This is a genomic window from Dyadobacter bucti (assembly GCF_005869225.1).
GTDB classification, from domain to species: domain Bacteria; phylum Bacteroidota; class Bacteroidia; order Cytophagales; family Spirosomataceae; genus Dyadobacter; species Dyadobacter bucti.
Window position 1 is genome coordinate 568,920 of record NZ_SWFP01000004.1, and the last position, 24,031, is coordinate 592,950.

General features: G+C 44.8%; 23 protein-coding genes. 8 read left to right on the forward strand and 15 right to left on the reverse strand.

What is annotated here, in order from left to right; genetic code table 11:
- Window positions 1-7 precede the first annotated feature (7 nt).
- Complete coding sequence (locus tag FBF61_RS15995; protein WP_138478948.1) at window positions 8-355, forward strand: DUF1801 domain-containing protein; 348 nt, start codon at window positions 8-10, stop codon at window positions 353-355.
- Between the two features lie 11 nt (window positions 356-366).
- Here the strand turns inward: FBF61_RS15995 and namA are convergent, their stop codons facing one another.
- Genes namA through FBF61_RS16010 form a run of 3 tightly spaced genes read right to left on the reverse strand, consistent with a single transcriptional unit; the run spans window position 367 to window position 3,990 of the window.
- Window positions 367-1,440, reverse strand: coding sequence for an NADPH dehydrogenase NamA (namA, locus tag FBF61_RS16000; RefSeq protein ID WP_138478950.1), 1,074 nt, complete (start codon window positions 1,438-1,440; stop codon window positions 367-369).
- A 55-nt stretch (window positions 1,441-1,495) separates the two neighbouring features.
- On the reverse strand, window positions 1,496-1,708 hold the full coding sequence (locus FBF61_RS16005) for a YwbE family protein (protein ID WP_310590277.1): 213 nt from the start codon (window positions 1,706-1,708) through the stop codon (window positions 1,496-1,498).
- Between the two features lie 44 nt (window positions 1,709-1,752).
- Complete coding sequence (locus FBF61_RS16010) at window positions 1,753-3,990, reverse strand: FUSC family protein (protein ID WP_138478952.1); 2,238 nt, start codon at window positions 3,988-3,990, stop codon at window positions 1,753-1,755.
- A gap of 178 nt (window positions 3,991-4,168) precedes the next feature.
- On the opposite strand from FBF61_RS16010, the gene FBF61_RS16015 reads away from it, so the two are divergent.
- From FBF61_RS16015 to FBF61_RS16025, 3 genes are all read left to right on the forward strand, one after another.
- Entirely contained in the window at window positions 4,169-4,750 is a 582-nt protein-coding gene (locus FBF61_RS16015; protein WP_138478955.1) for an HPP family protein, read from the forward strand.
- Window positions 4,751-4,840: 90 nt separating this feature from the next.
- Window positions 4,841-5,152, forward strand: coding sequence for a chloride channel protein (locus FBF61_RS16020; protein ID WP_166444548.1), 312 nt, complete (start codon window positions 4,841-4,843; stop codon window positions 5,150-5,152).
- Between the two features lie 2 nt (window positions 5,153-5,154).
- A complete protein-coding gene (locus tag FBF61_RS16025) occupies window positions 5,155-5,709 on the forward strand; it encodes a GNAT family N-acetyltransferase (RefSeq protein WP_138478959.1) in 555 nt (184 codons plus the stop codon).
- A 69-nt stretch (window positions 5,710-5,778) separates the two neighbouring features.
- Here the strand turns inward: FBF61_RS16025 and FBF61_RS16030 are convergent, their stop codons facing one another.
- The 3 genes from FBF61_RS16030 to FBF61_RS16040 all read right to left on the reverse strand — a co-directional run bounded on the left by FBF61_RS16030 (window position 5,779) and on the right by FBF61_RS16040 (window position 8,592).
- Window positions 5,779-6,303, reverse strand: a complete 525-nt coding sequence (locus FBF61_RS16030) for a ferritin (protein WP_138478961.1) — start codon at window positions 6,301-6,303, stop codon at window positions 5,779-5,781.
- Between the two features lie 111 nt (window positions 6,304-6,414).
- Window positions 6,415-6,762, reverse strand: a complete 348-nt coding sequence (locus FBF61_RS16035) for a hypothetical protein (protein ID WP_229215074.1) — start codon at window positions 6,760-6,762, stop codon at window positions 6,415-6,417.
- A 153-nt stretch (window positions 6,763-6,915) separates the two neighbouring features.
- Entirely contained in the window at window positions 6,916-8,592 is a 1,677-nt protein-coding gene (locus FBF61_RS16040) for a glutamine--tRNA ligase/YqeY domain fusion protein (RefSeq protein ID WP_138478963.1), read from the reverse strand.
- A 109-nt stretch (window positions 8,593-8,701) separates the two neighbouring features.
- On the opposite strand from FBF61_RS16040, the gene truA reads away from it, so the two are divergent.
- Window positions 8,702-9,460, forward strand: coding sequence for a tRNA pseudouridine(38-40) synthase TruA (truA, locus tag FBF61_RS16045; RefSeq protein ID WP_138478966.1), 759 nt, complete (start codon window positions 8,702-8,704; stop codon window positions 9,458-9,460).
- Here the strand turns inward: truA and FBF61_RS16050 are convergent.
- The 3 genes from FBF61_RS16050 to FBF61_RS16060 all read right to left on the reverse strand — a co-directional run bounded on the left by FBF61_RS16050 (window position 9,441) and on the right by FBF61_RS16060 (window position 14,225).
- Window positions 9,441-10,403, reverse strand: a complete 963-nt coding sequence (locus FBF61_RS16050) for an AAA family ATPase (RefSeq protein ID WP_138478968.1) — start codon at window positions 10,401-10,403, stop codon at window positions 9,441-9,443. The genes truA and FBF61_RS16050 overlap by 20 nt on opposite strands.
- Before the next feature lie 65 nt (window positions 10,404-10,468).
- Entirely contained in the window at window positions 10,469-11,839 is a 1,371-nt protein-coding gene (locus FBF61_RS16055; protein ID WP_138478970.1) for a peptidylprolyl isomerase, read from the reverse strand.
- Between the two features lie 94 nt (window positions 11,840-11,933).
- A complete protein-coding gene (locus FBF61_RS16060) occupies window positions 11,934-14,225 on the reverse strand; it encodes a peptidylprolyl isomerase (RefSeq protein ID WP_138478972.1) in 2,292 nt (763 codons plus the stop codon).
- A 355-nt stretch (window positions 14,226-14,580) separates the two neighbouring features.
- Between FBF61_RS16060 and FBF61_RS16065 the strand changes: the two genes are divergently transcribed.
- Window positions 14,581-15,063: a hypothetical protein gene (locus FBF61_RS16065; protein ID WP_138478974.1), complete on the forward strand. Its 483-nt coding sequence runs from the start codon at window positions 14,581-14,583 to the stop codon at window positions 15,061-15,063.
- Between the two features lie 11 nt (window positions 15,064-15,074).
- Here FBF61_RS16065 and gloA2 read toward each other — a convergent pair whose 3' ends face one another.
- From gloA2 to FBF61_RS16090, 5 genes are all read right to left on the reverse strand, one after another.
- A complete protein-coding gene (gloA2, locus tag FBF61_RS16070; RefSeq protein WP_138478976.1) occupies window positions 15,075-15,461 on the reverse strand; it encodes an SMU1112c/YaeR family gloxylase I-like metalloprotein in 387 nt (128 codons plus the stop codon).
- A gap of 41 nt (window positions 15,462-15,502) precedes the next feature.
- Window positions 15,503-16,693 (reverse strand): acyltransferase family protein, encoded by a 1,191-nt coding sequence (locus FBF61_RS16075; RefSeq protein WP_374756618.1) that lies wholly within the window; start codon window positions 16,691-16,693, stop codon window positions 15,503-15,505.
- Window positions 16,694-16,805: 112 nt separating this feature from the next.
- Complete coding sequence (locus FBF61_RS16080) at window positions 16,806-18,524, reverse strand: GMC oxidoreductase (RefSeq protein ID WP_138478978.1); 1,719 nt, start codon at window positions 18,522-18,524, stop codon at window positions 16,806-16,808.
- Window positions 18,525-18,592: 68 nt separating this feature from the next.
- Window positions 18,593-19,192 carry a gluconate 2-dehydrogenase subunit 3 family protein gene (locus FBF61_RS16085; RefSeq protein ID WP_138478980.1) on the reverse strand — a complete coding sequence of 200 codons (600 nt, stop codon included), beginning with the start codon at window positions 19,190-19,192 and terminating at the stop codon, window positions 18,593-18,595.
- Between the two features lie 230 nt (window positions 19,193-19,422).
- Window positions 19,423-20,418: an acyl transferase gene (locus FBF61_RS16090; RefSeq protein ID WP_229215075.1), complete on the reverse strand. Its 996-nt coding sequence runs from the start codon at window positions 20,416-20,418 to the stop codon at window positions 19,423-19,425.
- A gap of 192 nt (window positions 20,419-20,610) precedes the next feature.
- On the opposite strand from FBF61_RS16090, the gene FBF61_RS16095 reads away from it, so the two are divergent.
- Window positions 20,611-21,135 (forward strand): hypothetical protein, encoded by a 525-nt coding sequence (locus FBF61_RS16095; protein WP_138478984.1) that lies wholly within the window; start codon window positions 20,611-20,613, stop codon window positions 21,133-21,135.
- 34 nt (window positions 21,136-21,169) lie between these two features.
- Here FBF61_RS16095 and FBF61_RS16100 read toward each other — a convergent pair whose 3' ends face one another.
- Complete coding sequence (locus FBF61_RS16100) at window positions 21,170-22,447, reverse strand: sensor histidine kinase (protein WP_138478986.1); 1,278 nt, start codon at window positions 22,445-22,447, stop codon at window positions 21,170-21,172.
- A 268-nt stretch (window positions 22,448-22,715) separates the two neighbouring features.
- On the opposite strand from FBF61_RS16100, the gene hemA reads away from it, so the two are divergent.
- Window positions 22,716-23,975, forward strand: a complete 1,260-nt coding sequence (hemA, locus tag FBF61_RS16105) for a glutamyl-tRNA reductase (RefSeq protein ID WP_138478989.1) — start codon at window positions 22,716-22,718, stop codon at window positions 23,973-23,975.
- The last annotated feature ends 56 nt before the right edge of the window (window positions 23,976-24,031 follow it).

The window sequence follows — 24,031 nt, forward strand, 5'->3', positions numbered from 1 at the left end:
TTTGGCTATGCTGAAAGAAGCAGATTATTTTTTCGATACGCGGGAAGAGCCGGGAAGGAGCTGCCTGCAAGCGTTACGACAGCTGATTCTGCAGTTTGATAAGGATGTTGCCGAAGTATGGAGATACAGCATGCCTTTTTATATTTTTCGGGGCAAAAGGATTTGTTATCTCTGGGCTGACAAAAAAACCGGGTGGCCCTATCTGGGAATCGTCGATGGTAAGCTGATCGAACATCCGGCGCTGATTGCAGAAAAACGTTCGCGTATGAAAATCATGTTAATGGACCCGGAAGAGGACCTGCCGGTTGACACCATTAACATGATTTTGAAATCGGCTATTTCGGTATTGAAATAGCCCGGAAAAAGTCACAACGCTGGTTTGGCACGATCGTACTGGATCGGCCAGGCAATATCCTCGCCCAGTTTGTGGGATGCATGTAATGGAAAGTACGGATCGCGTAAAAGTTCGCGCGCCATCACAATCAGATCGGCTTCCCCGTTTTGCAATATTTCTTCGGCCTGGGCTGCTTCGGTAATAAGCCCCACGGCGCCGGTGGCCGCACCGGCCTCTTTTTTAATTCTGGCCGAAAAAGGAACCTGATAGGAGGGGCCTACCTGAATTTTCGCATACGAAACAAGTCCGCCGGAAGAAACGTCGATCAGGTCTACTCCTTCATTTTTGAGGATTTCTGAAAGCTTGACGGATTGATCTGTATCCCAGCCGTTTTCTGCCCAGTCCGTGGCGGAAATTCTGACTACAAGAGGCTGCTCATCGGGGCAAACCGATTTTACTGCACTTACTATTTCCAGTAAAAGTCTGATACGGTTTTCAAAACTGCCACCGTATTCATCGGTACGCTGATTGCTGAGCGGTGACAAGAACTGATGTACCAGATAACCGTGCGCGGCATGGATTTCGATGACTTTAAAACCCGCCATTAATGATCTTTCAGCGGCAGAAGCAAAATCTCGGATCACTTTTTGAATGCCTTCCCGGTCGAGTTCGAGCGGAGCATCTTCGTTTGGAAGGAATGGAATAGCCGAGGCGCTCACTGTTTTCCAGCCGCCCTGAGCCGCCGGTACTTGTCCACGGCCTTTCCAGGCTGGAAAAGTACTCGCTTTGCGACCCGCATGCGCAAGCTGAATACCCGCTACCGAACCTTGTGCGGACACAAAGTCAGTTATTTGTTTCAGCTTTTCGATGTGTTCATCTTTCCAAATTCCGAGGTCCTGAGGAGAAATGCGGCCTTCGGGCGACACTGCCGTAGCTTCTGTGATGATCAGCCCTGCACCGCCTACCGCCCTGCTTCCCAGGTGAACCAGATGCCAGTCATTGGCGAACCCATCCTCAGATGAGTACTGGCACATGGGAGAGACGACTATTCTGTTTTTTAAACTGATATTTTTTAATTTAAACGGAGTGAATAACATTGAGGACATTGCAGGCTTTTTTAAAGATGATTGAAGACTATGCCTGAATCAACGAACCTTCGGCTTAAACAATTCCTGTTTTGATCACTTTAACACGTCCTATTTCGCCGGTTTGCAGCCTGACCTTGATTCCGTGCGTGTGATTGGGTGCTTTGGTAAGAATATCTTTCACAACGCCGTCAGTAAGTTTGCCGCTGCGCTGGTCCTTTTTCAGGACGATTGAAACTGAGAGTCCGGGAGTTATATTTTTTCTTTCTGTGCCTGTCAACGTCGTCATGCCTGGATCATTTTTAGAGATCGGATCTTAAATTTCCGGCTAAGTTAGGCACTGACAGGTTTAATTTTTTGCAAAATCTTGATTTCATCGATGGTAATCGTACTGATCAGCTCAAAAAGACCATTGATCGTTTTTAGGTCCGATAACATTTTGCGGGCGGGGGACTGATCTGCCTTTTCAATCCCCAGCTCTTTGATTTCACGTTTTCTTTTCGTGAGCAGTTCCAGCAACTGCTGATTTTGCGGAAGGGATTCCCGCGTTATTTCGACACTGTTTCCGATTTTTCCGTCTATAACATCTGTTGCCGCCTGTAACTGCCGGTCGATCTGCCGGATCATCATTTCAAATTCAATTGAGAACTGCGAATATTCTAAAGTCTGCGCATAAGTCGACAGAGAGGCAATGTAGGAAGTCAGCATGTGGCTGGTGGCTACAAACTGGTGGTACTCTTCCATGTTCATCTGCCGGCGCTTGGGCTCGGAGAGCATTTTCTGAAAGTTATCGGACAGGTTGGCCATCGCAATGATAGCGTCTTTCCGGAGAACTTTTAATTCATTGATATCCAGATTTTTGCCTGCAAATTTGGCGGCCACGACGTCAAAATACTTACGGTTGGCCAGCAGTGCTTCCTTGATGTACTGGTTGATCTGGGTATGCTCCCATACGGGTAAAATGTAGGACGAGACGAAGTAGGCAATGATGGACCCGATGATGGTATCGATCATGCGGTCCTGCAAAACATCCGTAATATGTTGTGGGTTGAGGAAATTGAATGAAAGAATGACGTATAAAGTAATGTTTGTACAGGCTATGAAATAGTTGATTTTGAGGAAACTATAAGCCAGTATCATCGAAATCATCATGATGATGAAGAGTACAGTACTGTCCTTGATGAGATACAAAACCAAAAATCCCGACACTACGCCGATTATGGTCCCCTCGATCCGGTGCAGGTTGCGTTCCTTGGTAATACTGAACGCCGGTTTCATGATCGTCACTATAGTAAGCAAAATCCAGTACCCATGACCTAATTCGAAAAACAGGGAGGCCGTATATCCGATCAGCAGGGCGATAGTGACACGCACAGCATGCCGGAAATGGCTCGATTTGAGGGAAAGGTTGTCGAGCAGTATTCTTGGATGATATTCCTGCTTGGGGATAAAATTGTCCACTTCCACCGCCAGGTTGTATCCATTGCTTACGTCCGCATCGTACGTAGTGGTCCGGTGAAGCTTTTTTACCCGCTCGGTAACATCCTGCAAACTGTTCAGGATCTGCCGCAGCATGATGAAGTCCTCCATGTTCTCATGCGTCATTTTGTTTTCGCGCATTTTTTCAAAAGCCTTCTGGCACTTATTGAATGCTTCATCGAGATCGTGCCTGGAATGGGAATGAAAACCACTTTGGACGGCAAGCCCTATTTGCTGGATTTCTTCGGATAGCCAGGTGATATAGATCCCAAAGAGCCTCAGGATTTTCGTATCGTCAAAAGCCCGGTGCAGGTTCAGATAATTCTGTTGTGAGTTGAGGATACGTTCAAAGAGGTCGATACTGTCCAGGAACATCAGCATCAGTATCCGGCTGGTATTGGTCGATTCGGTTACGATTTCCCTGGTTTTGAACAAAATTTCGCGGAGGTTTTCGTGATTTTCCCGAAGAATGACCTGCTGGTGTATCATTTTGTTGAACAGATCGTCATAGTCGGGTTTTGCAAAATAGTATCCGGCTTTTATGGAGAGCAATTTTCCCAGTTCCGTAAAATTCTCGCCCAACAGCTGCTGTATCAGTTTGTAGGGAAGAAGTCTCTGTAAAATCATAAAAAGCACAAAATACCAGATCCCGCCTGCCGCAAAAGTAACGGCAGTCCTTAGTACCAGGTCCCCGGAAAGGTGGTCATCAATGTTAAATACAAAAACAAGCAGCGCAATGAGTCCGATGCTGTTAACCCTGTTTCCATACACCCCGATCAGCGAGAAGAGCATTCCGAAAATGATAATTTCGGCAAAAATGATAAAATGGATATGCCGTAAAAAACCGGTAATACACGCTACCAGAAAGCATATTCCAATGGCTATCAGAAGCGAGTTTCTCCGCCTGTGGTGAGGTCCCGGATTGTCTGTACTTCCGATAAGCAATGTGCCGAGCGGGAAAGCGATCATGTCGCCTAGGATGCCGTAATGCTGAAATATAAGACTGGGGATGATTGCACCCAGCGTTAACCTGACGCCGGTAGAGAGGTAATGACTGGAAATAAACTTCTTGAACTCGTCGAGGTAATTCATGAAAACGTGCCAACGGTGGGTTGTTGCAATACTAGTTTTTAATCGGAGAAGAAACAAAAGGTGTACCGAAAATTACCATATCTTTATGGCATTGCAGAATTTTATTTATCCAGGCCGCGAACCTTCACAACCTGGGCAAAGTTGTATTTGCAGTGGTAGTTATTAAGTTGATGTTGTTTTGAAAAAAAGGATTAAGAGAAACGCACGCCTCGTTAAGTATGTGATTTACAAGGAAACCCTGATCGATGTCAAAGAGCATATTTGGACATTTCTGGGTTCATTTCTAGGGATAGGGTTAATAGGCTTTCTGAATGAAAAGAGCTTTACCGAATCAGATAACCTCTTTCTGATCGGTTCCTTCGGAGCTTCTTCTGTTTTGATTTACGGGATCGTCAACAGCCCGCTTGCCCAGCCGCGTAATCTGATTGGCGGGCATGTGATCTGCGCGCTGGTTGGCGTTACTGTCCAGCTGGTTTTCCCGGATCAGATCTGGCTTTCGTCCGCCTTTGCGGTTTCATTATCTATAGTTTTGATGCAGGTTACCAAAACACTCCATCCGCCTGGTGGCGCCACTGCGCTGATCGCCAATATAGGCTCCGAAAAAATTAAAAGCCTTGGCTATTGGTATGTGCTGAGCCCTGTCCTGACGGGCGTCGTCATTCTTCTGATCGTTGCAATCGTCATCAACAGAACGGCAGCACACCGTAATTATCCTGCTAACAAAAACTGGTATAAAATCTGGACACGCAGATACCGATAAAAACCACTTCATCTTAGGCATCCAAAATCATCTTACCTGACTATTTTATTCAGAAATAAGCCGAACAAAGGTATCAAAGAGGTTTCTACTGTGATCGAAGCGTCTACGGTCGTAGCAACAAGCATCCATCGGCGCCCTGTCCAGCGGGAAAGTGGCCCACCTGAAAAAATACAGGCCGATCTGATCAGTGCCGGGCTCCCGGCAGGGGTAACTGCCCTTTTCAATGCGACTGTTACAGATTTTTTGTTTGCACTTGTAGTGTTCGTGAAGCGCAGGAGCAGGCTATTATTCATTCCTGTCACGCTGGCCTGTCTGATTTCCAAATTTATTGCGCATCTTGTTTTTCCATTTACTGTATATACTTATAAAGATGCAGCTCTGATTGCGGATAAACAGATGTAGCTATGCTTGCGCTTAATTTTGATCCCTTCCCCGTTCTTGAAACTGAGCGGCTGATCCTGCGTAAGTTTACGCCGGAAGATGCTACCGACGTGTATAATCTCAGGAGTAATCCGGAGGCGATGAGGTATATCGGCAAATCGTTGCTCCGATCTGTGGAAGAAGCCGAGAAACTGATCGCCTTTTATCTGAAAAATATATCGGAAAATATAAGTATCACCTGGGGGATAAACCTAAAAGGCGAAGGCGGGAGAGTAATCGGGACAATCGGCTACCATACTATTGACAAAGATCATTACCGGGCAGAGATCGGCTACATGATCCATCCCGACCTGTGGGGAAAAGGGTACATGAACGAAGCCATATCGGTACTGCTGCAATGCGGGTTAAACGATCTTGGTTTTCACAGCATTGAGGCGAAGGTCAATCCGGAAAATGAAAAATCCTGCAAGATCCTGTTGAAGCATGGGTTTGTAAAAGAGGCCCATTTTAAAGAAAACTTTTATTTCGAGGGTAAATTTCAGGATACCGCTATCTATTCGATTGTGAAGAAAGTGTGAATGTTCTAAAATAAAAAATGGCTGCTTTCCGTGAGGAAAACAGCCAAATGTGTGTCCAATGAAATAAGCTTAATCTTCTGAATTGATCTTTCCAATCGCTTTGTCGATCAGATACAGGCCGCTGCCATCCTCGCCGATTACCTCAAAAAGTTCGATAGCACGGCGTGCATTGTCTTCTTCTTCAATCTGCTCTTTTACAAACCATTGCAGGAAGTTTTCAGTCGCGTAATCTTCTTCCCTGCGTGTCTGGGTAACGATGCGGTTGATAGATTGGGTAACCGCAATTTCGCCTTGTAATGCAGATTCAAACACACTTTTGAAAGTTGCAAATTCCTGCTTTACAGCCGCTACTTCGGGAGATATTGCTGTTCCTCCAACCGTCATCAGGTAGTTGAAGATTTTCAGCATATGTGATCTTTCTTCGTCAGATTGTTTCAGAAAATAAGACGCGCTGTGTTTGAAACCGTTGCGGTCACACCATGAAGCCATAGCCAGATATTTGGCTGAAGCTTCTGCTTCCATTTTCACCTGATTGTTTAAAAGTATCTCTATCTCCTCTTTCAGGGAAGTTCTTTGTCTTAATAGATCTCTCATGGTTTACTAGCTTTTGCTTTACATTAGTAAGTGCAAATATCACATGAAAGTTCATCATTCCAAACTGAAAGAGAAATTTGGAATTGGTCTAATATGATCGGAATGAGCTATTTAGACTAATTCTGATTCCGTGAAGAGCAATGTATGAAGTAATGAATTGAGCTCAATTGCGAAGTGTGTCCCGTTCACAAGCTCGCGTAACTGGATCAGCTGGCACAGAGTGAGTTTCTGATAAATATTGAGCTGCGGAGCCTCGATAAACTCGTAGTCAGACTCGTCGGAGAGATCAAAGATCTTACTTCTGATATCAATGTTGTTAATTACCCGGCGGAAATTGAGGAAGTCCTGAATTCTGAAAGTTGCCTGAATTTCTTCAAAATGAAGGACAATTTTGGAACTTCTATCACATTGAAAGCTGTAACCTTTCGAGGTACTGAATAATTCATTCCGGGTATTCACTGAGGCAAAGTGTTTTGATCGTGGATATTGTTCCCCAAAGATAAAGCCAAACTCAGTGCAACGCAAGTTTATTTAAAAGCAATCTAAATATATTTAGTTAGCGTTTTAAAAACGCTGAAATGTTTGGGAGGTAGTGTACGCCTCCCTACTTGATTACTTGCTTTCCGAAGCCTTGGCCCAGTTATCGCGTAAGGTTACTGTGCGGTTGAATACCGGTTTTTCAGCTGTACTCTCTGCATCTGCTGCGAAATAACCTTTACGAAGGAACTGGAAAGAATCACCTGGGTTCGAGTCCAGCAATGCCGGCTCGGCATACCCTGTGATCACATGCAGCGAATCCGGATTAAGATACTCTTTGAAATCCAGCTCTTCGGAGGAAACGTCTTCCACTGAAAACAGCCGGTCGTAAAGCCGGATTTCTACCGGTGCGGCATGTGCAGCCGATACCCAGTGCAAGGTGCCCTTCACATTGATACCGGTTGTATCCTGGCCACTCTTACTGTTTTCTATGAATGAGCAGCGGACTTCGGTGATCTCCCCACTTTCATTTTTCACAAAATCGTCACATTGAATGATGTATGCGCCTTTTAGGCGTACCATTTTACCCGGTGCAAGGCGGAAATATTTCTTGGCAGGGATTTCCATGAAATCCTCTTTCTCGATCAATATCTCTCTTGAAAAAGGTATTTCGCGGACACCCGCAGCAATATCTTCCGGGTTGTTCTCGCTATGGCACATCTCGGTAACTCCTTCGGGGAAATTGGTAATCACAACTTTGAGCGGATCCAGCACAACCATTCTTCGCAAAGCCTTTTTATTCAGATCTTCTCTCACGCAGAATTCCAGCAAGCCCACGTCAATCATATTTTCCCGACGTGCGACCCCGATCCTGTCACAGAAATCACGAATGCTCTCAGGTGTATAGCCACGTCTTCTCATACCGCTGAGTGTTGGCATACGGGGGTCGTCCCAGCCGTTCACATATCCTTCCTGCACAAGTTGCAACAACTTTCTTTTGCTGGTAACGGTGTAGTTCAGGTTGCGTCGCGCAAATTCGTATTGGCGGGACGGATATATTTCTAGTTTTTCAATGATCCAATCGTATAGCTCGCGGTGGGGGGCAAATTCCAGTGTACAGATCGAATGTGTAACAGTCTCGATCGAATCGCTTTGGCCGTGGGCAAAATCGTACATTGGATATATGCACCAATTGTTGCCTGTGCGGTGGTGATGCGCGTGTTTGATCCGGTATAAAATGGGATCACGCATGAGCATGTTCATGTGGGCCATATCAATTTTGGCACGAAGCGTCAGGCTACCATCGGGGAATTCCCCGTTTTTCATGCGTTCAAACAGTACCAGGTTTTCCTCCACGGTACGGTCGCGGAAGGGACTGTTTTTCCCGGGTTCTGTTGGAGTGCCTTTGAGGGCTGCAATTTCATCGGACGTAGAATCGTCGACGTAAGCAAGGCCTTTTGTGATAAGCGTTAATGCAAAATTGTAAAGTATATCAAAGTAGTCGGAAGCATATAATTCGTGTTCCCATTCGAAACCGAGCCAGCGTATGTCGTTTTTAATGCTCTCCACATACTCTGTATCTTCGGTGACCGGATTGGTGTCGTCGAAGCGCAGGTTAGTATAGCCGGGAAATTTTTTTGTCAGACCAAAATTCAGGCAGATACTGGAAGCATGACCAATATGCAGATATCCGTTCGGTTCAGGCGGAAAGCGCGTTATGATTTGGGTATATTTCCCTGACTGCAAGTCTGCCTCGACAATTTCCTCCAAAAAATTCAGGCTCTTCTCTTCTTTTTTCTCTTCCGTAAACATACTAGGCTGCGAAAATTTTTTAATTGTCAAAGTTAACCTTCTTCGTAAGAAAATCTGCAATCCGTGGCGGTAAATCGCAAATCCGGGTCGTTTGCGTTATTTTTGCACCATGCGTTATTTTCTCGAATTCAGCTACAAAGGAACTGCCTATAATGGTTGGCAAAAACAAAAAAACTCACTTGGCATACAGCAAGTGCTTGAAGAAGCGCTCGCAAAGGTACTGAGAACGACGGTGGAACTTACAGGCAGCAGCCGTACGGATACAGGGGTTCATGCGAGTCAGCAGTTTGCGCATTTTGATTTGGAAAATCCCATTCCTGATACCGATATGCTGATATACAAGCTGAATGGGATAATTCCTCGTGATATTGCTGTCAAAAGGATACTGGCTGTACCTGAGGACGTTAATTCAAGATTTGCAGCTACGCACAGAAAATATGAGTACCGGATCAGTCGCTTGAAAAACCCTTTTCTGATAGACGAAGTTTATTTTCTGGCTGCTCCGCTCGACGTCCCAGCCATGAACAAGGCAGCAGCTTTGCTTTTGATTCATCATGATTTTGAAAGTTTCAGTAAGGTACATACCAACGTGAATAATTTCAGATGTACTATTTCTGAGGCAGTCTGGATCGAAAGGGATGACCTGTTGGTTTTTCACGTGCAGGCCAACCGTTTTCTCAGAGGAATGGTAAGAGCGCTCGTTGGAACGCTCCTCGAAATAGGAAAAGGCAAAAAGTCAATGGCCGACTTTGAAGATATTATTTTAGCAAAAGACAGAAAAAAAGCCGGAGCTCAGGCTCCGGCGGAAGGTTTGTTTCTGGTGGAAGTCGGTTATCCCGACTCACTGATCAAACCAGACGAGCAATAATATCATCGACGGAAATACCTTCTGCCTCCGCTTTGAAGTTTCTGATAATCCTGTGGCGGAGTACAGGCAGTGAAACAGCCTTGACATCTTCAATGTCCGGAGAATACTTTCCAGACAATAATGCATTGCACTTGGCTGCCAGGATCAATGCCTGAGAGGCGCGGGGGCCGGCACCCCATTCCAGATAGTCATTCGTGTCTTTTACAGCCAATCCCGAAGACGGGCGGGTTTTGTGGACAAGTTTTACCGCATATTCGATCACATGGTCAGTGACTGGCACTCTCCGTACCAAATGCTGAAAGTCCATGATTTCTTCCGCTGTAATCACTTTTTTTACCGTATAACGGCTGTCGCTCGTCGTGCTTTTCACAATGTTGACTTCTTCGGCATAGGAAGGGTAATCGAGCTGGATCATGAACATAAAACGGTCGAGCTGAGCTTCGGGAAGAGGGTAAGTTCCTTCCTGTTCGATCGGGTTTTGTGTAGCCAAAACAAAAAATGGGCGGTCAAGGGAATGTTTGGCTCCGGCAATCGTGACCGAATATTCCTGCATGGCCTCTAAAAGGGCAGACTGTGTTTTGGGGGGAGTACGGTTAATCTCATCTGCCAGAATAATATTGGCAAAAATAGGTCCTTTGATGAATTTAAAATTCCGGTTTTGATCCAGGGTCTCAGAACCAAGAATATCGGAAGGCATAAGGTCCGGAGTAAACTGGATACGGTTGAAATTTAGATCCAGGGATGATGCAATGGTTTGAATCAGAAGGGTTTTTGCCAGTCCCGGAACACCTACCAGCAGGCAATGTCCCTGACAAAAAATAGCGGTGAGAAGTCTTTTAACAACTTCATCCTGTCCAATGATCACATTTCCTATTTCACTACGGATTTTTTCATAAGCTACTTTCATAGCTTCTGCTGCTTCTACGTCCGATGAATACTTCACAATATGTATGATTAGATTTTCAACTCTTTTGTCAGGCGGTGTATTCCGTAATCAATATCAATGCATCAACTGTCGTCGCCGGTGGCCAGTCCTAGCACTTTGCAGTTTTTGTATTCAGGCTCAATGCTTATGAATACGTCGCCCTGGGCTTTTTTGAACCACTCTTCCAGCGCATTGTTACGCTTGTTGCTTAGCACGATCTGCGAAAGTTTTTCATAATCATCGCGGAGATTGGCGGTATGAGGTTCCGATTTGCTTTTGTACCACAGGATTCGCAATGCGCTTCTGCCGTCTTCGGTACGGTATGCAACCGGGTGGCTGAGATCTCCTACTTTCATGGTGTCGATCGCAAAGTACAGCGCGGGATCCATGGACGCATCAAGTGTAAGTCTTGCCAAGCCCGTACTTCTATCCTGGATCAGGCCGCCTGATTCAGCAGTTTCTTTGTCTTCGGAATTATCCAGGGCTGCTTTTGCAAATTTCAATGTATCGATTTCTATAAGATTTCTCAGACTGTCCAAAGTACGGAGCGCGTCTGTCATGTCTGTGCCTTTGTTATAATCAGGTCGCAAGAGAATGTGCCTTGCATGGTATTCAGCACCTCTTGTTTCTATGAGCTTGATAAGGTGAAATCCAAACTGAGATTCAACGATATCAGACATTTCTCCCGGTTTCAATGCCAGGGCAGCGCCTTCAAACTCCGGTACCATTGCACCGCGTTTTGCAAAGTTGAGGTCACCACCATTTTTTGCCGAGCCAAGATCCTCAGAATACACCTGCGCAAGGGTCGCAAAATCTTCGCCTTTTTCAGCCCGCTGTTTTAATTCCAGCAACTGCTGCCTCAGCTTATCCTTTTGTTCGCGGGTAACAGTTCCAAGCCGTACAATATGGCCTATTTCAACCTCGGAAGGAATGTATGGAAGGCTGTCCTTTGGGATTGAATTGAAAAACCTCCTTACCTCGCTCGGAGTGATTTTGACGTTGCCGGATATTGTCCGCTGCATCTTTTCTACAATCTTCTGCTCCTTGACCTGCTGGCGTAGTTCGCTCTTGAGGTTGTCGATACTTTTGCCATAGGCTTCAACGATGTTCTTTTCTGATCCGAAACGCTGGATCATATAGCTCATCTTGCCGTCCAGTTCATTGTCAACTTCTTTGTCTTCTACAAGCACGGAGTCGATTTCCGCTTTTGCAAGAAGCATTTTGTTGATAATCAGAGATTCCAGGAGCTGACATTTTTCAGGAGCTCCCCGGCCTTCGGACTTGTACTGGTTGTACATATCCTCCAGTTCGGAGTTCAGGATGTAGTGGTTATCAACACGTGCAATGATTTTGTCGATACTCACACCTTGCTGCCCCTGGCCGGAACCGGTCAGATTTAATACAAGGCAAAAAACAGCGGTTATTGACGCTGTGATCAGTTTATTTATTTTCATACGATTGTTTTGTTCCACTATTTCAGACCGCAGGGTTTTCTGTTTTGTACGTTTTAATTAAAGTCCGCACTTTTCCAAAATGCTAAAATACGTTTTAACGCTTAATTTTTTCTAATTCCGTAGCATTGACTTTCACAGGGAATTTTTGCTGCAGTCCGGACACCCATTGTTTTTCCAGCTCTTTTTGAAAATCATTGATCACGCTGCCTCTCGCTTCGGCAAAAGTTTTTCCTCTGGCAGGCTCTATTTTTTTAACATCGATCCAAAAAACCAGATTATTACCGGTAGAATTCTGAGTGCCGGTCTGCCATTTAAAACCGTTTGCAGCAAGTTTTTCTTTTGAGAAATAACCATCGTCAATCATAACGGAGCCGCCCGTTTCTGAATTATAAACCCTCTCTACATCTTTCCTCGACGAACTGTAAAATTGAAAGCTCACACGATGATTACGCTCAGATTCGGCGGATTGACGAAAAGAACCGTAATCTTTTTCAATGATACGCAGGATCGGGATGTTTTGTGCATTCAGATATTTGATAACATTCCTGATCCTGTTCGCAGAAGTAGCTTCGGTTTCGTCAGCCGACCGGTATCCCGCGATTTCAACAATGTAGTCAGGATTCTTTTCCATAACAATATAAAGATCGGAAAGGATGCCGGACTGCTCTTTGCTGATTTCTGTGACATTGACGGGGAACAGCAACTCTTTCGCTTTTCTTTCCAGTTTGTAAGGGCTGACAGCCAGTGTTTTTACAACCGCATTTAAAGTCTGTGTGTCAGGAGCTGAAACCATGGTTCCCAAGGCTCTTTCCGGGAATTTATATTTGTCTTTATACCTATCGTACAGGTTCTTTTGACCGACCGAATCGGACAATGAGCGCTGCCATACATTTTCTTCCATTACCTGAGAGAGCAAAACACCTTCCCGGATTTCATTCATCAGGCTGCGGAAGGCCGGACTGGTTTCTTCCAGATGCTCTTTTTCATAATTGGACAGCGATTCGGTGATAAATTCATTGTAATAACGGCGAAAAACAATCGAAGGGGAAGCATCCTTCGAGCGGGGCTGCTGCTTTCTCTTTACGTACTCAAGAAAAGACAACGCGGTGTAGGAACTCTGGTCAATCTTGAACAGAACACTACCAGCCCAGTCATTTGACACGGCGCGCATATAATCCCACTTGCCTGTAATAATAGTGCTGTCGCCCAAAATCGCAACGGCATTCCATTGGTCAGCGAATTCCTGCACGGCATATTTTTCTCTCAGCCTTTTAGCATTGAATTGCTCCAGTGCTTTTCCCCGGGAATCCGTTACTACTTTTTTGCTCAGTGCCGGGGCCATCACGCTGTAGGGTTCCAGGCTCTTTTTATCTACCAGCTTCAAAATATGCCAGCCGTACATAGTTAGCACGGGCTTGGAATAGGAGTTGATTTTGGTCAGACCGAAGGCCGTTTCTTCTATCTCGGGTACCATCTGGCCAGTACCGAACATGGGCAGCAACCCGTTATTTTTGCTGGATTGTTTATCATCTGAATATGCTTCCACAACACTGGCCCATTCGCTTCCGGATTGTAATTTTGCATAAGCTTCGTTGATCCGCAACTTCGCGGCTTCCTTTTTTGCTGCGGTTGCGGAGGTATCTGCCTGTACCATAATGTGTGCGATCTGGACCATCCCTCTGTTTGTCCGCTTATCGGTAACCTTGATAATATGATACCCCGATTTCGTTCGGACTGGCTGCGATATTTTCCCGACGGGCATACTGTAAGCAGCGGTTTCGAAAGGATATAGGGTCTGAAAAGCAGTGAAATAGCCGAGGTCGCCTTTGGTGACACGGGCCTGAGGATCTTTGCTGAACTTCGCAGCCATATCCCCGAAGTCAGAACCTTCTTCGAGCCGGCCTCTCAACACAGTCGCCGCGCGATAGGCCTCCAGCGTATCTGCCGGAGAAGCATCTTCGGATACCTTTATTAATATATGCGACGCCCTTAGTTCGTGTTTTAGCCGGTTGTAAGCTTCTTCGGTAAGCTTATCCACCTGGACTTTATCCACCAAGTGATTTTTTGCAAGCTGGTCGCGATAGGAGTTAATCTCTTCTTTGTAGTCGGAAGTAGTGTCCCTGCCCTCCTCTTTAGCCTGAAGGACTTTTATTTTGAGATCAGTATAAAGAGGAAGGTAGTCTTCCGGAGTCAGTGCTTTTCCTGAGTCGGACGCAAATTTGTTTTTGTTATATGACTCTTGATACTCTTCCAGTGAAAATTTTTCATTTCCTATTTCTACCAACGCAGATGCAGTTTGTTCTACCTGGGCGGGCGGAGCTGAGGTCTTGCAGGAGCTGGCAATGAAAGTAACAAAAAGACAAAACTTAAAGGGAATTTTAAACATGTTTTTAATAATTCGTATTCGTAGCGGGCAACAGGACGATGTTATTTAACCCATATAGCCTGCAAATATTGTAAGCCAACAAAGTTAGGCTGTTTCTTCCGAGTAAAAAATTTCAACTTTCAGGTATGTGATTTGTTGATTAAAATTCCCCAGCGAACCCCAAAAGTTATGGCAAATGTACCCCAATTAAATCTACGCAAGCCGGACAGTTTTCGTGACTGAAAATTTATTCAACGGCTTTTTATAATTTACGCATGGATTATTGTTGTGATAATCATAATGGTAGCCTTTGAGATACATTCGGGCACAATTGTTTTGTCTGATATTTTAAATTCAGCAATAAATGGTTCGGGAAATGGAAGACGCAAAAGCAAGTGAGTTTGTTCTCATGATCAGGGCATTATGGAATGAGCAAAAGAACAGAGAACTACTGTATCTGGAGGCGTTAAAGAAAGAGAGTATGGGTTCCTTTCGCAGGGTATTGAGCCAGGGCCATGTTAGTGCATTGCTTTTTCAAAAAGAAATACGTTGGATTTATGACTATTTCAAATGCTTTTTGAACGACCTTGAGCTTGGTGACACCAGTGCGATTGTATCCAAGAATGTATTGAGTACAATAGAAAGTGCGCATGAAAAAGAAGATATAGCGAAGTGTCTTAAAAAAACTGAAAGTGCAACGCTGCAACTGTACAAATCACTTCGTTCATACCTTGATAAAGACTCAGAGGCAAGAATTATGCTGGAAGAGCACCTTATAAGGATTTCCGAATTTTATGAGGCGCTTTCCAAACTGGAACGCGGGAACTTAAAAACGATCAGTTATACGGCTGCGGCCTGATCTGGTTGGTCCTATCGCTCGTAAAATTCAATTGGCAAGTTATCGGGATCAGCGAAAAATGTAAATTTTTTCCCGGTAAATTCATCAACTCTCACAGCTTCGGCGATTACATTTTTAGCATTTAGCTCAGAAATTGCCGCTTCAATGTTTTCAACCTGAAAAGCTATATGCCTGAGTCCGCAAGACTCAGGCATAGAAACGCGTTTGGGTGGGTTCGGGAATGAAAAAAGCTCGATACAGTAAAGTCCGTTCAGAGACAGGTCAAGCTTGTATGATTTCCTTTCTAAACGGTAAACCTCTCTTTCAATTTTGAACCCCAGCACTTCTGTATAAAAACGTTTAGATCTCTCGTAATCCGAACAAATGATCGCAATATGGTGAATGCCTCGTATCTGCATCTGGTGATTTATCTGTTAATGCATCAAATATAGCGCATTGCCTATATTTTAATAAAGATCTTTTTCTTGTACATCCAGTGCAATATCAGCCATTCGAATAGCAGGATCGTAGCTCCGCTTACCAGGGTCCGATATGGATCTCCCAAGATCAGGTCATAGTTTGGGCTGATATTGATCCGGAAAGACTGGTCGATGAAACTGTCAATGGTATGGGCGATGATATATGCGGCGATAGAGTTGGTCCCGATGACAATCAGCGGGATAAATAGTGATTTTTTTTGTAATACATCAACCAGGAAATAGAATGTTGCCAAAAGTAAAAAGCACCATCCGCCGCTAAACAAAGTCCATGCCGGTGTCCAGATTCTCTTGACGATCGGATTTACACCGGCAAAATGTAGCACCAGGGCCACTACAAACAAAATTGCAGAAGTTACAACCAGGCGTTTGATGAGCAGCATAGGTGAAGTTGAAGATTTGAGCCACTGCCCCGCAATCAGCCCGAGTATCATCGTTCCGAGTGTTGTTATAAAACTTAATGTGCTGTAACCTCCTCCATTGAAATGAAAGGCTTTCTCTCTTGGGAACAAATTCATAAACCACCTGTCGAAGGCCCAGGCGAAATTCGTGTTCTTATTCCAATGTGCTGCAAATCCTTTCAGGTTATGTTCCCAGTCAGCGGTAATACCTGTTTCGGACCAGTCGAAATAAGGGCCGGGCAACGGGTACAGCGCAAATGCGAGTCCGTAGAGAAACAAAATACTTACAAATGCGCCCCACTGAATTTTCTCAGATCCAAAACCCAGAGCAAATAGTATGGGGTAACCCAATCCGATTTGCGTAAGGGTGTCTTCAAATGTAAAATTGGTCTGGTTGGCGTGCATGGACCTCAAAAAAATACCGAGCAGGATCAGGATCAGGGAGCGTCGGATCGTATGGTACCACATTACGGAGGTGGACTGCTGTTTGCTGGCACGGCTTGCCATAGAGTAGGGCAGTGCCACACCAACCAGGAATGAAAAGGAGGGCTGTATCAGATCATGTAATGAGCATCCTATCCAGGGAACATGGCTTTGGTGGAAATCCAAAAAAGCCCAGAAAGTGCTTTCGGGAAACGCATCGGCAACTTTACCGAACCGGAGTACCTCCGCCATCATTAAAAACATTACAAATCCACGATAAGCGTCCACCGACGAAACGCGCTGGGGAGGAGGTAGGGTATAATCTTTCAAAGGGTTAGTAAATTAGATGGAGGAAAATTAATCAGATGATAAGTATAGAAAGAAAAAGCCCCGCCGGATATACCCGGAGAGGCTTTTTTCAACCAGTAACAGAAATTTTCTTCTAAATATTCATTTTCTTCAACTCCTTTACCGCGAAGTCGGCAGCACGGGCTGTCATCGCCATGTAAGTCAGCGATGGATTTACACAGGATGCCGAAGTCATGAAGGCGCCGTCTGTGACAAATACATTTTCCGCACCCCAAACCTGGTTGTTTTTATTCAAAACTGAGGTTTTAGGGTCATTACCCATGCGAGCGGTCCCCATTTCATGAATACCGATTCCGGGATGCTTAGACTCGTCATTGTATGGAGATACGTTTGTCAAACCTGCGGCTTCCAGCATTTCCGCGGCATCGTTCATCATGTCCTTCCGCATTTTTTTCTCGTTGTCGCCATAAGCAGCATCGAAAACTACGATCGGTAAGCCCCATTTATCTTTTTTCGTAGGATGCAGCGTAAACCTGTTTTTCTCATCCGGGATCATTTCTCCGAATCCACCCAGGTTCATAGTCCACGCCCCCGGTTCAGAAAGCTTTTTCTTGAAATCAGCACCGAAACCTTCAACACCGGCTCCACCGCTCCAGCTATCGCGGCTTGCCCCGCCCTGGTAACCGAAACCTCTGAGATAATCCCTTTTGTCATTGCCCCAGTTGCGGTAGCGCGGAACGTAAATGCCGTTAGCCCTGCGGCCGAAATAATATTTATCCTCAAATCCGGGCATTGTACCTCTTGCTCCCACCGCAAGGTGGTGGTCCATAATGTTACGGCCCAGCTGATCACTTTCGTTACCCAGACCATTCGGGAACCGCTTGGATTTTGAATTCATCAGAATCGACGCTGAAGGAATAGCTGACGCATTCATGAAGATGATTTTTGCATAATATTCCTTGGTCTCCATCGTGTTCTGGTTGATGATCCTTACACCGGTAACTTTGCCAAGCTTGTCATCATAAATCACCTCAGAAACAATGGAATCAGGCACAAGCGTTAAATTGCCAGTCCTTTGAGCAGCAGGAAGTGTAGCCGCCTGCGTGCTGAAATAAGCACCATAAGGACATCCTCGCATGCACATGTTGCGAAACTGGCAAGCAGCACGCCCCAGTTCTGTATGGACAGCGTTGGGCTGGCTCAAATTGGCGGTACGGCCAATGATGATATGGCGTCCACCAAACTTTTTCTCGACCTCTCCCTTCACGTGTTTTTCAACGCAGTTCATCTGCATGGGAGGAAGGAATTGACCGTCAGGAAGTACATCCAGTCCATCTCTGGCGCCACTGATACCAGCAAATTTCTCCACGTAGTCGTACCAGGGAGCGATGTCATTGTAACGGATCGGCCAGTCGATGGAGATCCCGTCTTTTGCATTGGCTTCAAAATCCATCGGATTGAGGCGATAGCTCTGGCGTCCCCATAGGAGCGAACGGCCTCCGACGTGGTATGCACGGATCCAGTCAAATTTCCTGGTTTCATCGTACATGTTTTCCTTATCGTTTTCGAATAGGTATCTATGCTCTTCATTGGCGGTATATCCCGTGCGCATACCTGCCCAGTATTCCTCCTTTGCAACCGTGGTCACCCGCCCCCGGTGTTCAAACTCCCATGGGGCCAGTGTTGCAGTTTTATAATCAGTAATGTGTTTAAGATCCCGGCCTCTTTCGAGCATAACCACTTTCAGACCTTTTTCGCACAGTTCTTTCGCGGCCCAGCCTCCGCTAATCCCCGAACCTACCACAATCGCATCGAAAGTGGCTTGTTTTGTTGCCTTAATATTTAAATTCATGATGAACGATTTTTTCAATTTTGATTAAACGATCCCGGAATATTCCTTCTTCCGATACACCGGCAAGATTACATTGCCCAGGCTTTTTGTCCTGGTTTCAGATCCACGCAGCCGTCGTACCTGCCAGGCACCGCTACATATTCCAATGCCTGTGTGGCGCCTTGCTCAGAAGTGAAATAACCCAAAAGCGTGAGTTCTTTAATCAGACGGAAAAACGGCACACCGGCTTCAGTATATTCTTTGCCGGCCTCGGTATATTTTTTCTTCTCTTCGCCTGCTTTCGCCATTTCTTCCCGGGTAGCTGTTTCCATTTCTTTAAGAATGGAAGTTTGCTCCGCTGGTGAAGCCTTAAGGAAATCCTTTTTCTCAAGCTCTTTCAATCCTTTCTCGAAGCTTTCCTGATCTTTGTTGGCGTAGCAGTCTTTCAGCATCAGTTCTATAAACTCACCCACCTTCGCATCCTTTGCGCCAGGAGTATCTGTCTTTGGAATAATGAGTTCGGCAACTTCCGAAACTATCGATTTTCTATCCGCTGAAAACGGGAAAGTCATCGCACTGGAAGTTTCATCTGCGGATCGGCAGCCTTCCAAAAAAGCCATCAAGGTAGGAGCGGAGAGTGCACCACCCATCATTAGCGCCACACGGCCTAAGGCATCACGTCTTTTCATTTGATTATATGAATAAGTTAACAATCCAAAATGTAATATTTCATTTGATAAGTGCAATTTAAATCGCTGTGCGAATTTATGAAATATTCTTTGTTGCTAAGATCTTAGAACAATTCTATATAGTAGTTTTTATGTATAAAATGTTAATACATAATTCAATAGAGGTATTAAAATGAGATTAATGTTGCGCAGGATAGTATAATCTTGCAGCGGGCGGGAAATTATTTTTACTATAAAACCATGAGATTGCAGCCTCGGATATCTGAATTGTCAAATCTGCCCATCACATAAAAGGTCCCCGACGCCTCTCCGAACCTTCCAAGATCCTGTGTTTCGATAAAAGAGCAGCTATCGAGATTTGCGAGGTCGATCACATTGATCCCGCCTGTTTTTGTAGCATTAATATTATGGTCAAAGGTCGAAAACGGATCGTTGACATCCCGCAGCAAAACACGCATGGAAAACCCAGGTTCAAATAGGCCCGAACCGTAGGAATAACCCTGTGAGAGCAATTCGGTCATTCCATATTCGGAATGTATCCGGGGTACGAAAAAGTTTTTTGTCAGAATATCATGTACTTCTTCTCTCAGAAGTTCCTGACGGCGGCCTTTCATCCCGCCTGTGTCCATTACAGTAAGGTTGGACATGCTTTTTAAAAAGGAAAGATCAGTCCCGCTTTCAGCCAAATCCAGCAAGGCGAAGGTCACACCAAGAAGAAGTACGTTTTTCCCGTCAGGATTTTTGGATAACTGTTTAAGCCTTTCCAACATTTCATCGATGTTATGCAGATAAAAACCGGATAAGTCTGAGTCTGTTTGGTCAATAAAATGTTGCATCATATACACCAGCGAAGAGTTGTTTCGTTCAAGGTATGATGGTAACAAAGCAAGAATATGGAAGTTTTTCAGATCGCCATATTTTTCATTGAAAATCCTTGAGGCAACCATTTCATACAAAGGAGCGTCATACAAGGCATGTCGGCTTGCGGAGTGACCGGTAGTGCCGCTGCTTTGAAAAATAACGGTGGGGTCAGATGGCTGCCCGGTCCTGATCTGATGGTTTTTGAAAAATTGGATGGGTAAAAATGGAATTTCGGTTAGCTCGCTGATGTTTTCGGGCTTGATGTTGAGATGAGCAAGATACTCTTTATAAACGGCATTGTACTGCGCCTGATAAATGAAGATTTTTAGTGCCAGGCTCTCAAAATCAGCAGGTTGTAAAAGCATGATTTGATTCCTGAGCCCGTCCCTTATTTCGCCGGAAGATTTGTTGTTTTGAAGTTCCAATACTGTTACTTTCGTAGAATTAAGGTGTAAAGTTATATGGTAGCTGTTTTAAATTAACGACGTATAATCAAAAAATCGATAATTGAGTAAGGCTCCAACCGTTCTGAAATCTGTTTTTAAAATAGTTTTAATATGAAATTCAAAGTTTTCCTCTTCGTGATTTTTGCGGTTACCGCGGCAGGCTGTGTGGATATTCCCGACTTCGAGGATTCACCTGTCATTTACTACAATGGTATCGACCATTATACAGGGCTCAGTGATTTGGGGGCAAAGATTGAATACGTTACGATCACCGTTGATTTCGAAGACGGTAACGGTGATTTGGGGGTATCTGCGGAAGAACGTTCGGACACGGTTTTTACCTTACCTTATGGGGGCTGGGGGAATTATGAACTTGTTACGGCGCGTCGGGGTGCCGATGGCAAATGGACGGAATCTATCCTCTCCACAGATCAGGTTATGTGGATGCCTATTTTAAAACCAGATGGCAAACCAGGACCAATAAAGGGGAAGCTTGATCTCAACACCAAATTCCCTTACTCGAACAGCTCGGTACAAAGTTGGGTGCGGTTTAAGGTAAGGATCAGGGATCGGGCGTTGAACGTGAGTAACCAGATTTCCACGGACAGTATTTTGGTTCCCATATCCGCTCGGTAAAAATTGGAGTTGATAATCTTATAAAGAGGTACTGCTATTCGATGATCTGTGCATTCAGCACGATCCTGAATGTGGTACCTTTTCCTATTTCTGAGCTTTTGACGAAGAGTTTCCCCGAGTGATAATTTTCTATAATCCTTTTAGCCAGTGTCAAACCCAACCCCCAGCCTCTTTTTTTCGTGCTGAACCCAGGGTTGAAAATTTTATTGATATTGGCCTTGCTCATTCCTTTCCCTGTATCGGAGATATCAATCCAGATTTCCTTGGCCATAGGAGGTGCCTGCAGGGTAACATTAATCTCTCCGATACCTCCCATTGCATCCACTGCGTTTTTACAAATGTTCTCAATAACCCATTCGAACAGATTTTTATTCAGAAGTGCGGTTTGCTGTTCTGCAAGTTGATTGAAGACATGAAATTTCACTTTTGATGAAACCCGTTTTTCCAGGTAGCTGATAAAATTGGTAAGGACTTCCGAAACAGGTTCGTCTCTCAATGTCGGAACAGAACCGATATTTGAAAAACGGGTAGTGATCATTTCCAGCCTGATTACATCTTTTTCAATTTCCTCCGCTATTGATGGGTCAATAGTGGGATCGCTGCGGAAATATTCTACCCAGGCCATCAGTGACGACAATGGTGTTCCGAGCTGGTGAGCGGTTTCCTTAGCCAGGCCAACCCAGACTCGGTTTTGCTCCGCCTTACGCGCCGAACTGAATGCCAGATAAGCGAGATAGCCGATCAAAAGCATGACAGACAGCTGCAAAAAAGGATAATACCTCAACTGGGTAAGCAGGAAAGAATTGCTGTAGTAGATATAGCCGGTTTTTCCTTTGCCTAGCTCAACCGGAATTGCAGGGTGTTCGGTTTTCATGATTTCCAGCTTTTCCTGAATGATCCGTTCCCGTTCCTGAGGACGAATACCTTCCGGAAATTTGATGTTATTGTTCGGATTTGCCAGATTGTTCTCATTTACATAGATAACCGGTATCTGGTAAAAAGTGACGGCGTCCTGGATAACCTCGTATATTACATTAAAATTTTCGTCAAGCGGGCTGTTGAAAATGTAGCGAAGCCCCTCCGCATATAGTTGTACTTCCCGTTCTTCCCGCTGCTCGAGTTCTTCTACAAGTTTATCGGTATAGTAAAGTGATCCTATACTTAGTAAAAGCAGTATCAGGCCGATTACATATTTATAAAAGCTTTTCTGGTCATAAGTATCCATAAGCGACCTGCGAAGTCGCTGGCTGTTCAGTATGGCGACCGGATGCAGACGAAATCGGGGCTTTTGTTTTGGGGTGTCGCTGATCATTTGGTTAAGCAGGCACTCGTCACCTGAAATTGATGTTGTTGCCTACAAATAACGTAAAATATTTGTGCTTAGTCGCTTTGGGTTCAATTCAATGTAAATACTGGGTGGAAAGCCTGCAAAAAGCCTTATTTCGTAATTCCTGCTCGGCGAGATGGCCGGTTTATAGTTTTAATTATTTATATGATTTCTAAATAGCAAACATGCCTTTCATTCACTTTCCTATTGTAGATTTTGTAGAGTATTTTTGTTGATCGAATTAGACCTAGTGATGTATAATCAGTTCAAATCAATAAGTTTATCACATCGGAATGCTCCTCTGGCAATAAGGGAACAACTTGCATTGAATGAGGCGGGCGCGAAGAGTATGATGCTCCGGCTGAAAGATTTTTTTGATGTTTCCGATGTTTTGGTCGTCTCCACCTGTAACCGTACAGAAATATATTATTCTTCATCAACCGATCTCAATGAAGACATTATAAAAATGCTTCTGATCGAAAAAGGAATTTCTGACATAGAGTCCTTTACGAGTTATTTTGAAAGATTTTCTGAGGGAGAAAATGCTGTTCAGCATTTATTCCAGGTAGCTACCGGGTTGCATTCCCAGGTAGTCGGGGACATGCAGATCCCGAATCAAATTAAGCACGCTTACCAGTGGTCTGCGGATCTCAACATGGCGGGGCCGTTCTTGCACAGGCTTTTACATACGATATTTTTTGCAAACAAAAAGGTCGCCCAGGAGACGTTTTTCCGGGATGGTGCCGCGTCTGTTTCCTATGCTTCGGTCGAATTGCTCGAAAGCCTTATGCCGAACCCGAAAGTGTTGATCGTGGGCCTTGGTGAAATAGGGACAGATGTCTGCCGTAATCTTGAACAGTCATCTACAGCCGATGTGACCATCATTAACCGCACGCGAAGCAAATCCGATAAGCTTGCCGCCGAGCTCGGTTTCAAGGTTGCCGATTTTGCCGACATCGAGGCTGAAATCGCCCATGCTGATGTAATTGTTTCTTCAATTACCCGCGACGAGCCTTTCTTCACGAAGGAAATGATGGTGCGTTTGCGAGGTATGTCATTCAAATATTTTATTGATCTTTCTGTTCCCCGCAGTGTTTCGCCTGAGGTAGAGGAAATACCGGGTGTGATGCTTTATACCATTGACTCCATCAGGTCGAAAGCAGACGAAGCGCTTCAGCGCCGACTGGAGGCCGTTCCTCACGTTCAGGGGATTATTGATGAAGCGGTTACGGAATTTAATGACTGGTCCAAAGAAATGATCGTTTCGCCAACCATTCAGAAGCTGAAAGGGGCACTCGAGCAGATCCGTAAAGAAGAATTGACCAGGTTTACCAAAAGTCTTAGTGATTCGGAACTTGAAAAAGTGGAGCGTATTACTACCAGTATGATGCAGAAAATACTTAAGTTGCCCGTATTGCAATTGAAAGCAGCCTGCAAGAGGGGAGAAGCAGAAACTTTGATAGATGTGTTGAACGATCTTTTCAATCTGGAAGCCGATAAAACGACCCATTGACGTAAATCATATCATATAAAGAGCCCCGGAGTCATCGAATTCCGGGGCTCTTTTTT

Bases quoted from the DNA above. Each gene is read 5' to 3' on its own strand.
- FBF61_RS15995 (WP_138478948.1), top strand. From the start codon at position 8: ATGCTGAAAGAAGCAGATTATTTTTTCGATACGCGGGAAGAGCCGGGA.
- FBF61_RS16095 (WP_138478984.1), top strand. From the start codon at position 20,611: ATGAAATTCAAAGTTTTCCTCTTCGTGATTTTTGCGGTTACCGCGGCA.
- FBF61_RS16090 (WP_229215075.1), bottom strand. From the start codon at position 20,418: ATGCTTTTACAACCTGCTGATTTTGAGAGCCTGGCACTAAAAATCTTC.
- truA (WP_138478966.1), top strand. From the start codon at position 8,702: ATGCGTTATTTTCTCGAATTCAGCTACAAAGGAACTGCCTATAATGGT.
- FBF61_RS16010 (WP_138478952.1), bottom strand. From the start codon at position 3,990: ATGAATTACCTCGACGAGTTCAAGAAGTTTATTTCCAGTCATTACCTC.
- FBF61_RS16040 (WP_138478963.1), bottom strand. From the start codon at position 8,592: ATGTTTACGGAAGAGAAAAAAGAAGAGAAGAGCCTGAATTTTTTGGAG.
- FBF61_RS16060 (WP_138478972.1), bottom strand. From the start codon at position 14,225: ATGTTTAAAATTCCCTTTAAGTTTTGTCTTTTTGTTACTTTCATTGCC.
- FBF61_RS16025 (WP_138478959.1), top strand. From the start codon at position 5,155: ATGCTTGCGCTTAATTTTGATCCCTTCCCCGTTCTTGAAACTGAGCGG.
- FBF61_RS16005 (WP_310590277.1), bottom strand. From the start codon at position 1,708: ATGACGACGTTGACAGGCACAGAAAGAAAAAATATAACTCCCGGACTC.
- namA (WP_138478950.1), bottom strand. From the start codon at position 1,440: ATGTCCTCAATGTTATTCACTCCGTTTAAATTAAAAAATATCAGTTTA.
- FBF61_RS16085 (WP_138478980.1), bottom strand. From the start codon at position 19,192: ATGAAAAGACGTGATGCCTTAGGCCGTGTGGCGCTAATGATGGGTGGT.
- FBF61_RS16055 (WP_138478970.1), bottom strand. From the start codon at position 11,839: ATGAAAATAAATAAACTGATCACAGCGTCAATAACCGCTGTTTTTTGC.
- gloA2 (WP_138478976.1), bottom strand. From the start codon at position 15,461: ATGCAGATACGAGGCATTCACCATATTGCGATCATTTGTTCGGATTAC.
- FBF61_RS16080 (WP_138478978.1), bottom strand. From the start codon at position 18,524: ATGAATTTAAATATTAAGGCAACAAAACAAGCCACTTTCGATGCGATT.
- FBF61_RS16100 (WP_138478986.1), bottom strand. From the start codon at position 22,447: ATGATCAGCGACACCCCAAAACAAAAGCCCCGATTTCGTCTGCATCCG.
- FBF61_RS16030 (WP_138478961.1), bottom strand. From the start codon at position 6,303: ATGAGAGATCTATTAAGACAAAGAACTTCCCTGAAAGAGGAGATAGAG.
- FBF61_RS16065 (WP_138478974.1), top strand. From the start codon at position 14,581: ATGGAAGACGCAAAAGCAAGTGAGTTTGTTCTCATGATCAGGGCATTA.
- hemA (WP_138478989.1), top strand. From the start codon at position 22,716: ATGTATAATCAGTTCAAATCAATAAGTTTATCACATCGGAATGCTCCT.